10 protein-coding genes and 1 pseudogene are annotated in these 13,618 nt (G+C 73.1%); 2 read left to right on the top strand and 9 right to left on the bottom strand.

The window, feature by feature from the left end:
• The first annotated feature begins 151 nt into the window (after positions 1-151).
• Positions 152-2,578 (top strand): SpoIIE family protein phosphatase, encoded by a 2,427-nt coding sequence (locus ACZ5CW_RS34255; protein WP_468608489.1) that lies wholly within the window; start codon positions 152-154, stop codon positions 2,576-2,578.
• Between the two features lie 28 nt (positions 2,579-2,606).
• On the opposite strand, the gene ACZ5CW_RS34250 is transcribed toward ACZ5CW_RS34255, so the two are convergent.
• Positions 2,607-3,080, bottom strand: coding sequence for a flavin reductase family protein (locus ACZ5CW_RS34250; RefSeq protein ID WP_468608487.1), 474 nt, complete (start codon positions 3,078-3,080; stop codon positions 2,607-2,609).
• Positions 3,081-3,278: 198 nt separating this feature from the next.
• Entirely contained in the window at positions 3,279-3,992 is a 714-nt protein-coding gene (locus ACZ5CW_RS34245; protein ID WP_468608395.1) for a peptidoglycan-binding domain-containing protein, read from the bottom strand.
• A gap of 166 nt (positions 3,993-4,158) precedes the next feature.
• On the opposite strand from ACZ5CW_RS34245, the gene ACZ5CW_RS34240 reads away from it, so the two are divergent.
• Positions 4,159-6,576 carry a polysaccharide lyase 8 family protein gene (locus ACZ5CW_RS34240; protein ID WP_468608393.1) on the top strand — a complete coding sequence of 806 codons (2,418 nt, stop codon included), beginning with the start codon at positions 4,159-4,161 and terminating at the stop codon, positions 6,574-6,576.
• Here the strand turns inward: ACZ5CW_RS34240 and ACZ5CW_RS34235 are convergent.
• The 7 genes and pseudogenes from ACZ5CW_RS34235 to ACZ5CW_RS34205 all read right to left on the bottom strand — a co-directional run bounded on the left by ACZ5CW_RS34235 (position 6,563) and on the right by ACZ5CW_RS34205 (position 13,587).
• Positions 6,563-7,405: an ATP-grasp domain-containing protein gene (locus tag ACZ5CW_RS34235; protein WP_468608391.1), complete on the bottom strand. Its 843-nt coding sequence runs from the start codon at positions 7,403-7,405 to the stop codon at positions 6,563-6,565. The genes ACZ5CW_RS34240 and ACZ5CW_RS34235 overlap by 14 nt on opposite strands.
• 125 nt (positions 7,406-7,530) lie before the next feature.
• A complete protein-coding gene (locus ACZ5CW_RS34230; RefSeq protein ID WP_468608389.1) occupies positions 7,531-8,790 on the bottom strand; it encodes an HAD family hydrolase in 1,260 nt (419 codons plus the stop codon).
• Between the two features lie 29 nt (positions 8,791-8,819).
• Positions 8,820-8,990, bottom strand: a pseudogene (locus tag ACZ5CW_RS34225) (alkaline phosphatase family protein); the annotation flags it as partial.
• A 41-nt stretch (positions 8,991-9,031) separates the two neighbouring features.
• Positions 9,032-10,057: a hydroxyacid dehydrogenase gene (locus ACZ5CW_RS34220; protein ID WP_468608387.1), complete on the bottom strand. Its 1,026-nt coding sequence runs from the start codon at positions 10,055-10,057 to the stop codon at positions 9,032-9,034.
• Positions 10,058-10,065: 8 nt separating this feature from the next.
• Positions 10,066-10,992: a carbohydrate ABC transporter permease gene (locus ACZ5CW_RS34215; RefSeq protein ID WP_468608385.1), complete on the bottom strand. Its 927-nt coding sequence runs from the start codon at positions 10,990-10,992 to the stop codon at positions 10,066-10,068.
• Positions 10,989-11,990, bottom strand: a complete 1,002-nt coding sequence (locus tag ACZ5CW_RS34210) for a carbohydrate ABC transporter permease (protein ID WP_468608383.1) — start codon at positions 11,988-11,990, stop codon at positions 10,989-10,991. The genes ACZ5CW_RS34215 and ACZ5CW_RS34210 overlap by 4 nt, the downstream gene beginning before the upstream one ends.
• 286 nt (positions 11,991-12,276) lie before the next feature.
• Positions 12,277-13,587 carry an ABC transporter substrate-binding protein gene (locus ACZ5CW_RS34205; protein WP_468608381.1) on the bottom strand — a complete coding sequence of 437 codons (1,311 nt, stop codon included), beginning with the start codon at positions 13,585-13,587 and terminating at the stop codon, positions 12,277-12,279.
• Positions 13,588-13,618 lie beyond the last annotated feature (31 nt).

Genomic DNA, 13,618 nt, shown 5'->3' with positions numbered 1-13,618 from the left:
CCCGTCCCGCCCCCGGCCATTCCGTTCACGCCGTTCGTGCGGTCGGCTCCCCTCACCTGCGGACCCCGCCGAGGCCCGATCCGGCAGACGAGTGATCGTGCGGGCCCAGGTGTGCGATGCTCATCGCGTGACGAGCGAGCCCGTGCCCTCGATGGATCCCGGCGACGGCGCTGATCTGGCGGCGCTGGCCAAGGTCGTGGCCCGGCAGCGCGCCGAGATGGAACGACTGCGGGACCTGGCCGCGACCTCGGCCGTCCTGGAGCGGGCCAAGGGCGTCCTGATGGCGGCCACCGGGTGCACCCCGGGCGCCGCCCACGAGGAGCTGCTGCAGCGCGCCAAGGACGGCGGGCGCACGCTCCTCGAGCAGTGCTGGCTCACCCTGGGCGCCCTGCTGCCTCCCCGGGAGCAGCCCACCGCAACCGCTCCGGAGACACCCGGGGAACAGCCTCCCGGCACGGCCCCGGTGGCGCCCCTGAGGCCGCCCACCGCCGTCGCCTCCTGGGAGGCCACGCCCGCCGGCACCGGGGACATGGCGGAGGTGCTGGGGCACATCGGCCGGGACCTGGTCCGGGTCGGCTCGCCGCACGAGCTGGCCGGATGCCTGCTGGACCACCTGACGCCCGAGGTCCGCGCCGACGCCGTGATGCTCTACGAACGGCTCCCCGAGGGCGGGCTCGAACTCATCGGGCACGCGGGCATCGACGCCACCCTCGCCGCCCAGTGGCGGTACGTGCCCCCGCTGAGCGGGGTGTCCGCGTACGACGCCCTGCAGGCGGGCGAGCCACGCTGGCTGGAGGACCTCCCCACCGACCGCTCCCGGTACCTGCTGATCGGGGACCCGCCCGAGCGATGGCTCACCCGGGCCTGGCTGCCGGTTCCGGCCGGGGAGACCGCCTGCTTCGCCCTGGGTGTGCTGCGCCGGCACTCCGGGCCGTTCGAGCCGCGCGAACGCAAGCTGCTGCGGGCCGTGGCCCGGTTGTGCGCGGGCCGGCTGCGGGCCTTCGACGCCCCGCAGGACAGCCCGGCCGAGGACGGCACCGCCCAGACCGTCCAGGCGGTGTTCGACGCACTGCCGGGCGCCGCGATCCTGCTCACCCCGCTGCGCACCGCCTCCGGCCAGGTGGAGGACTACCGCATCGACGCGGCCACGGCGGAAGCGGTCGACGTGTTCGGCCGCACCGGCCGGGACATGGTCGGCAAGCACATCCTGGAGAGCTACCCGTCCGTCGCCGGCGAACCGCTGTGGCACGGCTATCTGCAGGCCCTCGAGACCGGAGTGCCGTTCGACGGCGAGCCGTTCGCCTACCAGGACTTCTCCGACGGCGTGCCCGTGACCGCCACCTACTCGGTACGGGCGGCCCCGCTGGGCGGCGGCCTGCTGGTGACCTGGCTGCGGCACGACCCCCTGGAGCGGCAGGAGCAGCGCCTCTCGGACGTGCAGCGGCTCGGCAACCTCGGCTGGGCGAACTGGAACCTGATCACCCAGGAGAGTTCCTGGTCCGTCCAGGCCTACGCCGTCCTCGGCCGGGTCCCCGCGCGGGGACCGCTCCGCCTCGACCAGCTGCCGGACCTGGCCCTGCCGGAGGACGGCGGGCCCCTGGCCCACGCCATCGGCGAACTCGTCCGCCACGCCCGCCCGTTCGACGTGCCGTTCCGCATCGAGGCACCCGAGGGCGTCCGGCATCTGCGGATGGTCGCGGAGGCCGTCACCGAACCGGACGGCAACCCGGTCGAGGTGCACGGCTTCGTCCAGGACCTCACCGCGCAGCGCAGCGCGGAACTCGCGCTGGTGGAGAGCGAGCGCGCGATGCTGCTGCAGCGCGGGATCCTGCAGGCCGAGCGGGCCCTGGCCGCCCGGCTGCAGCACGCCCTGCTGCCGCTGCCCAGCAAGCCGGTCCGGCTGGCCGGGCTGCGCATAGAGGTCGCGTACCTGCCCGCCCAGTCCGGCATCCACGTCGGCGGCGACTGGTTCAGCGCCATCGAACTGCCCGACAGCGACGCGCTGTTCGTGGTCGGTGACGTGGCGGGCCACGGCATCGGCGCCGTCGCCACGATGGCCCAGCTGCGGTTCACCGCCAAGGGCATGGTGAGCACCGGTTCCTCGCTGACCGGGGCGCTGGCACGGCTCAACCAGTTGCTGCTGCACTCCCGGGACGGCCAGACCACCGCCACCATGGTCCTGGCCCGCTACGACCCCGACGAGCACGTCCTGGCCTGGGCCCAGGCCGGGCACCCGCCGCCGCTGCTGGTGCGCCGCGGCAAGGTGCGCTACCTCGACCGTCCGCGCGGCATGCTGCTCGGCGCGAGCGGGACGCCCGTCTACGAGTCGGCGGAACTCCGCCTGGAACCCGGCGACCGGCTGCTGCTGTACACCGACGGCCTGGTCGAGCGCCCCGGCGAGGGCCTGGACGCGGGTTTCGGCCGGCTGGCCGAGCTGGTGCGCGCGCACGGCGGCGCCGAGTCCGGCTCGCTGGACACGCTGCTCGCCACGATGCTCGCGGGCGAGCGGCGGGACGACGTGTGCGTGCTGGACATCAGGATGCCGCTGGAGGAGGACGCGCCGGACGCGAGCGCGTGACCGGCGGCGCCGCCGGTCGCCCTTCCGCTCAGTCCACCGGGTGGCCGGCGTCGACGCCGCGCACGTCGGACAGGCGCAGCAGCGGGCCTGACCGGCCCTCGCCCCACCGCACGGGGTCGAGGACGAAGCCCACGTGGTCGCCCCCGTCGGTGCGATGGAGGATGGTGCCGACGAACCAGGCCGCCACGTCGGTGAGGACGGCCGTGCCGCCGGGCCCCTCCCGCCAGTCCAGCCCCTCGAACTTGTCGACCTCGTCACCCGTCTCGCCCCCGAAGAGTTCGGCGAGGTCCTGCTGGTCCCGAGTGAGCAGATGGACGGCGAGGTGCTGCGCGGCGCGGGCGATGCGGTAGGTGTGGTTGGCCTTGGACAGCCAGACGGCGAACCGGGGCGGGTGGATGGAACACTGCGAGGCGAAGCCGACGAGACAGCCGGCCCGCTCCCCGTCGGCCACGGCCGTGACCACGCACATGTCCGGGTGCAGCCGGTGGAAGAAACCGTCCATGCCCGCCGGGTCGGGTGATGTGCCCGTGCCGGGGGCTTCGGTCGGCGCGTTCCCCGGCGCTCCTTCCGCGCCGCCGGTGCCGGGGGTGCCGTGTGTGTTCGTCATGCCGCTTCGCTCCCGTTCGCCGCTCGGGTACCGGCCTCGGCTCACCATCTCGCCTCCGCGGTGTTCCCGTCCCCGGTGTTCCCGGCGTGCCGCTCACGAATCGTCGCCGGGGCCGGTCCGTGACTCCAGGACGCGACGCGTGTCGTCCCCGTAGACGCCGGTCTCGTCGCCGCTGATGCCGTACCAGAGCTGGAAGCGGGCCACGGCTTCGGTGAGGGTGGCGTCGTAGGTGCCGCTGGCGGAGCCGCCGCGATAGACGTCCGGGACGTTCAGGAGGCGTTCCTGCAGATCGGTGACCTCGGGGCCGGTGTCGCCCCGGCGCAGGGTGCCGGGGCCGTCGGGATCGGTGGCGTCGGTGGGCGCCGCGGACGCGGCGGGGGGCGGGGTGGGTGGCGCCGCGGGTGGTGCCGTCGTCACGGGCTCGGAGGGCCGTGCCGTGGCGGCGGCCTCCTGGCGGGCGGGGAGCAGCAGGGCGCAGCCGAACCCGGCCAGTGCGGCCGCCGCCACGGCCCCGGCGACGGCGGCCCGGCGGAGCCCGGGGGCGAGGACACCGGTGACCGTGGCGGACCCGGGGCGGGCGACCGGCACGGGAGGCAGTTCCTGGGTCTCCGCCTCGGCGGCCACCGGTGTCCGGGCTGGCTCGCGGTGCGGCCCGGACGACGGGCCGGCGGGCTCGTAGGTGACCGGGTCCGGGTGCATCTCGCGCATCAGCTCCGCGAGGGCGTCGAAGCGGCGCAGCCGCAGGACCCGGACGGGTTCCCCCACCGGGTGAGGGTGCGGCGGATCGGGGTCGGGCGGTGTCGGCACCTGGCTCTCCTTCCGTCCCGTGCGTACGGGAGTCCGGGGTCCCCGTGCTGAGATACGGCGCGCACGGCAGCCGTGTTCAGGCTCCCCCTCGCCCCATTCGATCGAAACGATCAATCCGGAAAGATGGATTGAGCGTTTGAGCAAGTGCGTGCTAGAAACCGCCGTCATGACGACTTCTTGGTCACGTCGTGGATTTCTGGCCGCCTGCTCGGGTACCGCCGCCGCCCTGGGTCTCGGCACCCGGGCGTTCGCCGCGTCGGACGAGTTCGCGACGCTCCGGGCGAAATGGCGCACCCTGATCCTCGGCGAGGGATTCGATCCCGCCGCCGAACCCTTCATGTCCCGCCTCGCCGACCTGGGAAGCACGGCGAAGCGGTATCTGGACCAGATGGCCCCGGCCTCCGGTTCCCTGTGGCCCGACCTCCGCTACGCCGACCCGGACCCGGACACCGACCAGGAGTCGTACGGCTACTCGGGCAACATGAACACCAGTTACACCCGCCTGAGCACGCTCGCGCAGGCCTACTGCCAGCCCGGCACCGGCCTCACCGGGGACCCGGGCCTGCGGGCGGCGATCCTCACCGGCCTCGACCGTCTCCACGACGACGTCTACAACGCCGGCCGGACCCGGTACGGCAACTGGTACAGCTGGCAGATCGGCGCCCCGCAGGCGCTGCTGGACGTGTGCGTGCTGATGTACGACGCCCTGCCGGCCGAGCGGCTCGCCGACCACCTCGCCGCCGTGGACCACTTCGTGCCCGACTCGGCGGTGGCGAGCTACACGGGGACGAGCACCGGCGCGAACCGGGTCGACCTGTGCCGGGTGCTCGCGCTGCGCGGGGTCGTCGGGGCGAACGCGGCCAAGGTGGCGCTGGCCCGTGACGCGCTCTCCCCCGTCTTCCCGTACGTCACGTCGGGCGACGGCCTGTACGCCGACGGCTCGTTCATCCAGCACACCTCGGTGCCGTACACGGGCTCCTACGGCTCGGTGCTGCTCGGCGGGCTGGGGCTGCTGTTCGCGCTGCTGGCGGGCTCCAGCTGGGAGGTGACGGACCCCGCCCGGCAGATCGTGTTCGACGCGGTGGAGCACGCCTGGGCGCCGTTCCTCTGCAACGGCCTGGTCATGGACGGTGTGGCGGGCCGGGCGATCAGCCGGGGGCTGTCCGCGGCGGACCCCGCGCGGATCCAGCAGGACGACCATCTGCGCGGCCATCCGATCCTCGCCTCGATCGTGCTCCTCGGCCAGGGCGCGGGCGCGGCGGAGAACGCCCGCTGGCGCGCGCTGGTGAAGGGCTGGATGCAACGCGCCCACTACAGCCCGCCGCTCGCCGACCCGGTGCTGAGCCTGCCGCATCTGGCCCGGCTCAAGGGGGTCCAGGACGACGGGTCGGTCACCGCGGCCGCCGAGCCCACCGGCCACCGGCTGTTCCCGGCCATGGCCCGGGCCACGCACCGCAGACCCGGCTGGGCCGCCTCGCTGAGCATGTCCGACCGCAGGATCACGTACTACGAGACCGGCAACGGCGAGAACCTGCGTGGCTGGCACACGGGTTCGGGGATGCTGTACTGGTGGGGCGACTCCTTCGCAGGCGGGCAGTACAGCGACGCCTTCTGGCCCACCGTCGACCCCTGCCGGCTGCCCGGTACGACCGTCTCCCGTACGGTGCCGGCCGACGCGGCCGGCGGCGACTGGGGCGCGGCGAAGCCGGACGTGAACTGGGTGGGCGGCGCGACGGACGGACAGCGGGCCGCCGTCGGGCAGTACCTCAAGGGCCTGCAGTCGACGCTCGTGGCGAAGAAGTCCTGGTTCTTCCTGGACGACACGGTCGTGTGCCTGGGCGCGGGCATCTCCTGCACCGACGGCGCGGCCGTGGAGACCACGGTGGAGAACCGCAACCTCGGCCCCACCGGCGGCGCCCCGTTCACCGTGGACGGCACGGTCGCGCCCACCGCCTACCCCTGGTCGGCGACGCTGACCGCAGCGACGTGGGCGCACATAGGCGGGCACGGCGGTTACGTCTTCCCGGGCGGCGCGACGGTACGGGCGCTGCGCGAGGCCCGCGACGGCAGCTGGAGCACCATCGACAAGGGCGGCTCGACGAGCGTCCTGAACCGCAGGTACCTGACGATGTACGTCGATCACGGCACCGATCCGGCGAACGCGTCGTACGCCTACCTCCTGCTGCCGGGCGCGACCGCCGCCCGGACGCGGGCACGGGCCGCGGACACCCGCTGGCTGACCGTGCTCGCCAACACCGACAGCCGGCAAGGCGTTCGCGTGCCCTCGCTCGGCTTCACCGGCGTCAACTTCTGGTCCGGCGGGACGGCAGGAACGCTCACCGCGAGCGATCCCTGCAGCGTCATGATCAGCGAGAAGGGGGACGGTACCGCCGTGATCGCCGTGAGCGATCCGATGCGTATGCGGACCGGACTGACCCTGACCTGGCGCCGGGCGGTCACCGCGGTCACGTCCGCGCCTCCCACGCTCGTCGCGGCCGGCACCGGCTCCGCCCTGACGCTGGCCTTCGGCGACCTGACGGGCACGGCGGGCGCCACGCAGCGGATCACGGTCAGGCTGGGCTGAGCGCTCCCCGCACGAACCGGCTCAGGGACGCCGTGAACGCGGTGCCGAAGGCGTCCCTGGCCTCCTCCGGCAGGGCTTCCAGGGACAGGTAGGGGTTCAGGTCCTCCAGTTCGACCAGGAGCAGCCCGCCGTCGGGGGCCCGGCAGGCGTCGACGCGCTGGATACCGTGTCCGAGGTCGTTCCAGTCGATGAACCGCCGGGCGAACTCCAGGTCGGCGGCGGTGGCCGCATAGGGCTCGAGGTCCCAGCGGCGCTCCGGGTCGGGGGCGCGGAGGGCGTACTGGAAGTCGTCGTCCACGAAGTAGAAGGACACCTCGTAGGCGAACTCGACGCAGGGCTGGATCAGGACGTCGCCGGTCGCGAGCGCGGCGACCTGTCCGGCGGGCGCGATCCGCATGCCCAGGGAGTCCGCGCCCAGCCTGGGCTTGACCACATAGCGCTCGGCGGACGGCAGCCGGTGCAGGTCCTCGGCGCGGCCGACGGTCGGGATGACGGGGAAGCCTGCGTCGCTCAGGTCGAGCAGATACTGCTTGCCGGCCATGTCCGCCTTGCCGGTGAGCGGGTTGTACACCCGGGCGCCGGTGGCGAGCGCCTTCGCGCGGAAGGCCTCGTACTCCTTCTCGTAGCCGAGCACGGGACCGCTGTTGCGGACGACCACCGCGTCGAAGGCGTCCATCAGGGCCGCCGCGTCCCGCGGATGGCACAGGGCCAGGTCGAAGTGGGCGCGCAGCCGGGAGGTGAGGTGGATGTCCTCGTCGCAGTAACGGCGCCCGCGGGCCTGGTACGCCAGGTCCGTGACGTAGAGCAGGCGGGGGCGGGCGGCGGGCATGCGGGATCTCCTTGAGCGGGACCGGTGTCGGCGCGGGTGGAGAAAGGTTACGTCGCAGGGTGAGGGCTGCGACGACCGCCCCCGGAGCCGGCCTCCGGCACCGAGGCCGCGGCCGGCTGCGGGCCCTAGAGGCCTGCCGCCCACAGCTCCTCGACGGTCAGGTCCGTCAGGGCGCGGCGGACCGTGCGGCGCGGTGCGGGGCCGATCGGGGTGTACGACGGCACGGCGAGCACCCGGCAGCCCGCCGCCCCGGCCGCGGCGACGCCGGTGGGCGAGTCCTCGACGGCGAGACAGGCGGCGGGGTCGGCGCCCAGGGTCCGGGCGGCGGCCAGGTAGGGGTCGGGGGCGGGTTTGGTCCGGCGGGTCTCGCCCGCGGCGACCGTGGCGTCGAAGGCGGGCAGGCCTTCCGCGGCGAGTGCCTTCAGGACGGCGTCCACGACGGGGCGTGAGGACGCCGAGACCAGGGCCGCGGGGATGTCCGACGCCTCGAGCAGGTCGAGGAGTTCGCGCGCGCCCGGGAGCAGGGCGGCCTCCCGCTGGACGGCGTCCAGGAACCGGGACTCCAGGGTCGCGGCGAGGGTGCCGGCGTCGGTGCCGGTGAGGGTGTGCAGGAAGGCGGCGGTGTCGGCGGTGGAGCGGCCGAGGGTGGTGAACAGGTCGTCCGTGCCGATGGCGGGCGCCGTCTCGCGGACGGTGCGCAGCCACAGGGACTCGGTGTCGACGAGGGTGCCGTCCATGTCGAGCAGGACGGCGTGCGGCCGGGCGGCGAACGGCCGGCCGTCCAGCGTCCAGTGGCGGTCCGGGTGCCGGCCGAGCGCGGCGTACACCTGGGCGGCGACGTCGGCGTGCCGGACCCGCTCCGGGACGGGCCCGATGCCGGGGCCCGCGGCGGCCAGCCAGGCCGTGCGCTCGGCGGCCGAACGGCCCCCGTGGCCGCCCGCGTCGACATGGCCGTGGTCGGTGACGACGAGGTACGTCCATTCCTCGTCGGCGTGGGTGCGGCGGGCGCGTACGGCGGCGAGCAGCCGGCCGAGGCGGGCGTCGGCGCGCCGTACGGCGGTCTCGTACTCCTCCGCGCAGCCGAGGACGCCCGCGGTCTCGTCGGGGGCGCCGAGGTAGACGAAGGAGGCCTCGACGTCGTCCTCGGCGAGGACACGCGCGGCGGCTTCGGTGATCCGTTCGTCGCACTCCTCTCGGGGGTGTCGGCACGCGGGGCGATGTGGACGGTGCCGGACGGGGCGCGGAAGAGGGGGCCGCCGTCGCGGGGCTGCATCAGCGGGCGCCAGCCGGCGGCGACGAAGGTGCGCCGGTGGTCGTGCTGGTCGAGGCGGGTGGCGAAGTCGGGGAAGACGTCGAGGCGGTGGCCGGAGAAGTCGTTGCTCCACACGCCGTGCTTGGCGGCGCCCACTCCGGTGACGATGGTCGCCCAGCAGGGGCCGGACATGGTGGGGGTGTCCTCGTCGACCTCCACCGGGGTGAGGAATCCGCCGGTCACGAGGGTGTCGAGGTGCGGGGTGGGCAGGCGGCGCAGGGTGTCGAGGCGTACACCGTCGACACCGACGACGAGGACACGGCGGTCGGACATGCAAGTCCCTTAGCTGTCGGGGGAGTCGGTGGCGGGGTCCGTCAGGCCGAGCGGGTGAGTTCCTCGGGGCCGACGCCGTGGGCGAAGGGCAGACCGCGGGCGTGGCGGGTGACCTCGTCGATGGCCCAGTCGGTCATGCGGCCCAGTTCGTTGCCGAGGGAACCGGCGATGTGCGGGGTGAGCAGCACGTTCGGCAGTGTGTAGAGGGGCGAGTCGGCGGGTGGTACGTCGGGTTCGGTGACGTCGAGGACGGCGTTCAGGCGGCCGGTGCGCAGGTGCCGGGTGAGGGCGTCGGTGTCGACGAGGGAGCCGCGGGCGGTGTTGACGAGGGTCGCGCCGTCCTTGAGGAGGCCGAGGCGGCGAGCGTCGAACATGTGCCGGGTCTCGGGGAGCTGGGGCGCGTGGATGGTCACCACGTCACTGCGTGCGGCGAGTTCGTCCAGGCCGGCCGGCTCGGCGCCCAGCGCGCGGGCCTCGGCGGTGTCGACGTACGGGTCGTGCAGGAGGACGTGCAGGTCGAAGGGGCGCAGCAGGTCCAGGACGCGGCGGCCGACGCGGGAGGCGCCGACGACGCCGACGGTGCGCCGGTAGTTGCCGTGGCCGCTGTAGTACGGCAGGAGGCTGGGCTGGGCGCGCTCACGCGCGTAGTCGCGGGCGATGCCGAAGACCCGTTTGCCGGCGAACAGGATGGCCGCGAGGGTGAATTCGGCGACCGGGACGGCGTTGGCGTCGGCGGCGGAGGAGACGGTGATGCCGCGTTTCCAGGCGGCGTCGGTGATGTGGTGCTTGAGGGAGCCGGCGGCGTGGACGACGGCCCGCAGCCGGGGCATGCGGCGCAGCGCTTCCTCGGTGAGCGGGGGCGCGCCCCAGTGGGTGAAGAGCACCTCGGCGTGGCCGAGCCGGACGGCCGCCGCCGGATCGGTTCCGGTGAACGTCGTGACCGACGTGGTCGTGTCGACCCGGGCGATGGTGTGGAGCCGGTCGAGGTGGCCGTCGGCGAGCAGGGCCCGGTGGATGTCGGCGCCCATGGCGAGGACGGTCCGCGGGCGGGCGGGGGTGGGGGGCATGGTCACCTTCACTTCACCGCGCCGGCGGTCAGGCCGGAGCGCCAGAAGCGCTGCAGGCAGACGAAGGCGGCGATCAGCGGGAGGACGGCCACGAGCGAGCCGGTGATGACGAGCGCGTAGTACTCGGGTTGCTGCTGGGTGACGCTGTTCCACATGAACAGGCCCAGGTTGACGGGGTAGAGGTGGTCGTCGTTGAGCATGACGAGCGCGCCGAAGAAGTTGTTCCAGCTGGCCGTGAAGGAGAACAGGAAGATCGTCATGAAGCCGGGTGCCAGCATGGGCAGTCCGATGCGGGCGAAGGTGCGCAGCTCGCCGGCGCCGTCGACGCGGGCGGCCTCCAGGACCTCGTTCGGCACGTATCCCTCGGAGAAGACGCGGGCCAGGTAGACGCCGAAGGGGTTGACCAGGGCGGGCAGCAGCAGCGCCCAGTAGGTGTTGACTATGCCGGCCTTGGTGGCGAGCAGGTACATGGGCAGCTGGATGACGGTACTGGGGACGAGGACGCCGCCGAGGATGAGCCCGAACAGCTTCTCCTTGCCCTTGAAGTCGTACTTGTCGAAGGCGTATCCGGTGGCGACGCAGATGAGGCTGGAGGCGGCGGAGCCGACGACGGAGTACAGGACGCTGTTGCCGAACCAGCGCAGGTAGATGCCGTCGTCGAAGGTGAAGAGGTGGCGCAGGTTGGCGAGCAGGTTGAGGTCGCCGAGGGCGAAGCCGGAGGTGGCGAAGAGGTCGCGGTGGTTCTTGGTGGCGGCGATGAGGAGCCAGCTGACGGGCAGCAGGGTGTAGCAGGCGGCGAGGATCAGCAGGCCGTTGACGACGCCCTGGGAGAGCAGGGTGCTGCCCGGGGTGCGGCGGCGGGCCGGCGGCCGGGCGCGGCCGTCCGTGGCGGGCTGCCGGGCGGGTGCGGGGCTGTCGTGGGTGAGGGTGGTCATACGGCCGCCTTCCAGCGGTTCCCGAGCCGGGTGACGATGAAGGAGAGGGCCACGCCGAGCGCGGCGAGCATCAAGGACGCGGCCGCGGCGAGGCCGTAGTCGTGCCGCACGAATCCCGCCTTCCAGATGAACAGGGTCGGCGACCACTCGGTGTCGACGGAGGGTGCTCCGCGCTGGCCCAGGAGCTTCGGCTCGGTGAAGATCTGGATCGCGCCGACGCAGGTGAACAGGACGGTCATGACGATCGCCGAGGCGATCATCGGGATCTTGATCCGCAGCGCGGTGCGCAGTGCGCCGGCTCCGTCCACGACGGCCGCTTCGATCACTTCGCGCGGTACGGCCTGCAGGGCGGCGTAGAAGATGACCATGTTGTAGCCGGTCCACTGCCAGGCGGACAGGTTGACCATCGAGAGCAGGACGTGGTCGTTCGCGTAGAAGTCCCAGTTGCCGCCCGTCGCCTGGATCCAGTCGAGCACGGGGCTCAGGCCCGGGGTGTAGAGGTAGATCCAGATGATCGAGGCGATCAGTCCGGGGACCGCGTGCGGCAGGAACAGGGCCAGTTGGAAGAACCTTTTCGCGCGGGCGAGCGCGGAGTCGACGAGCAGGGCGAGGGCGAGGGAGCCGCCGATCATCACGGGGATGTACAGGGCGCAGTAGAGGGCGATGTGCGCGAAGGAGGCGCGGAATCCGGCGTCGGAGAGCGCGGAGGTGTAGTTGCCGAGTCCGGCGAAGACGCGCTGGGTGCCGCCGAAGCCGAGCCCGGAGGAACGTTCCTGGAACAGGCTCATCCAGAGCGCGTAGCCGATCGGCGCGACCATGACGGCGGCGAACAGCACGAAGAACGGGGTGATGAGCAGGGCGGCGGCACGACGCTGGCCTCGCCTGAGCGGCACGGCGCCGGTCTGCTCGGCGGAGGCCGGTCCGGCCGATCGGCGCTGTCCGGCCGAGCGGCGCTGTCCGGCCGGCGGAGCGGCGGTTCTGGCCAGGGGGGCTGCCACGACGGCTCCTTCGGGGTCGGGGGCGGGTGGACGGGGAAGCGGCGAAGGGGAAGAGCGGCGGGGGACGACAGGGGAAGAGCGGCGGGGCCGGGCGTCGGACGGCAGAGTGCGCGCGCGGGTCCGGCCGCTTTCCGGGCCGCAAGCGGCGGCGGGCGTCTTCCCGGGTGCCGGCGGGCGGTCCCCGGGCTTCGCAGGGCCCGGGCGGGCATTGCGGAGAGTCGGGTGCGGGTGCGGCTCGCCCCCTCAGCGGGTCGCGCCCGCACCCCTCTCCCCTCCCCCGAGGGGGTTATTCGGCGAGCTTGAGGCCCCGGTCGGTGATGCCGGACTCGGCCTTCCGCTCGCCCGCCTCGACGCCCGCGGTGAAGCCGGACTTGGCGGTGGTGTCCTGGATCGCGGTGTAGACGTCCATCTGGTCGGGACCCCAGGTCCAGCCGGGGACGATGGTGCCGGCCTGCCGCGAGGAGAGGCCGTAGAGGTCCTGGCCGCCGAAGTAGGAGGTGTCGAAGCTGGCCGCGGCGACCTTGCGCATGTCCGGGTCGGCGGGCAGCGCGCTGCTCGGGGACTCGAGGTCGGCGAGCCGGGCCTCGACGCCTGCCTTGTCCGTGGTGAGCCAGGTGATGAACTCGGCGGCGGCCTCGGCATGGTCGCTGCCCTTGAGGACGCCGTAGGAGGTGCCGCCGTAGTTGCCGCTGGCGGGGGTGCCCCAGTGGGGCATGGGGGCCGCGGCCCACTTGCCCTTGAGGTCGGGCAGGGCCGTCCTCATGACGCCGGCGGACCAGGAGGCGCCGAGGAGGGACAGGGTCCTGCCCTGCGCGCGGGCCTTGGTCTCCTCGGGGCTGTAGCCGGTGAACGTCTGCACGAGGTCGTCCTTGACCAGGCCGTCCCAGTAGGCGGTGACCTTCTTGGTGGCGGCGTCGTTCACGCCGGTCTTCCAGGCGTCGCCCTCGGTGCCGAACCACTTGCCGCCCGCCTGCCAGGCCAGGGCGGCCAGCAGCGCGGGGTCGTTCTTCGGGAAGGAGGCCAGGCGGGCGTTCCCGTCCTGCTTCTTGACCTTCTCGGCGGCCTTCCTGAAGTCGTCCCAGGTCTTGGGGACGGTGATGCCGTACTTCTTGAACAGGTCGGTGCGGTAGTAGAACACCTGCGGTGCCACGTCGTAGGGGACGGTCCAGGTGCGGCCGCCGAAGGTGACGAGGGACTGGACGGGCTGCGGGAACTTCGTCCTGACCGTTTCACCGGCGTACTTGGTCAGATCGATCAGATTGCCCTGGCTGGCGAACTCGGGGACCATCTGGTACTCGATCGTGGCGACGTCGGGCGCGTTGCCCGCCTTCACGGCGTTGGCCAGCTTGCTGTAGCCCTCGGTGGCGCTCGGGATCTCGGTGAACCTGACCTTGATGTCCTTGTGCGTCCTGTTGAACGCCTCCACGGTCGACTTGGCGCCGAGGGTCCAGGTCCAGTAGTCGATGGTCACCGGCTTGCCGTCGGAGGCGGCGTCCGTCGAGCCGTCACCGCCGCCGCAGGCGGTGGCGAGCAGTCCCAGCGCGGTGACGGCTGCGGTGACGGTGAGGGTGCGAAGCGATCGTGACGTACGCGTCATGGCACGGCTCCTGTGAGACCTCGTTCGGGAA

This window comes from Streptomyces sp. NPDC031379 (assembly GCF_055569615.1).
The sequence above is the reverse complement of the archived record's forward strand: the minus strand, read 5'-3'. Positions and strand labels throughout refer to the sequence as shown.

Coding starts and splice junctions, on each gene's coding strand:
- ACZ5CW_RS34255 (WP_468608489.1), top strand. CDS start 152: ATGGATCCCGGCGACGGCGCTGATCTGGCGGCGCTGGCCAAGGTCGTG.
- ACZ5CW_RS34250 (WP_468608487.1), bottom strand. CDS start 3,080: ATGGACGGTTTCTTCCACCGGCTGCACCCGGACATGTGCGTGGTCACG.
- ACZ5CW_RS34240 (WP_468608393.1), top strand. CDS start 4,159: ATGACGACTTCTTGGTCACGTCGTGGATTTCTGGCCGCCTGCTCGGGT.
- ACZ5CW_RS34235 (WP_468608391.1), bottom strand. CDS start 7,405: ATGCCCGCCGCCCGCCCCCGCCTGCTCTACGTCACGGACCTGGCGTAC.
- ACZ5CW_RS34220 (WP_468608387.1), bottom strand. CDS start 10,057: ATGCCCCCCACCCCCGCCCGCCCGCGGACCGTCCTCGCCATGGGCGCC.
- ACZ5CW_RS34215 (WP_468608385.1), bottom strand. CDS start 10,992: ATGACCACCCTCACCCACGACAGCCCCGCACCCGCCCGGCAGCCCGCC.
- ACZ5CW_RS34205 (WP_468608381.1), bottom strand. CDS start 13,587: ATGACGCGTACGTCACGATCGCTTCGCACCCTCACCGTCACCGCAGCC.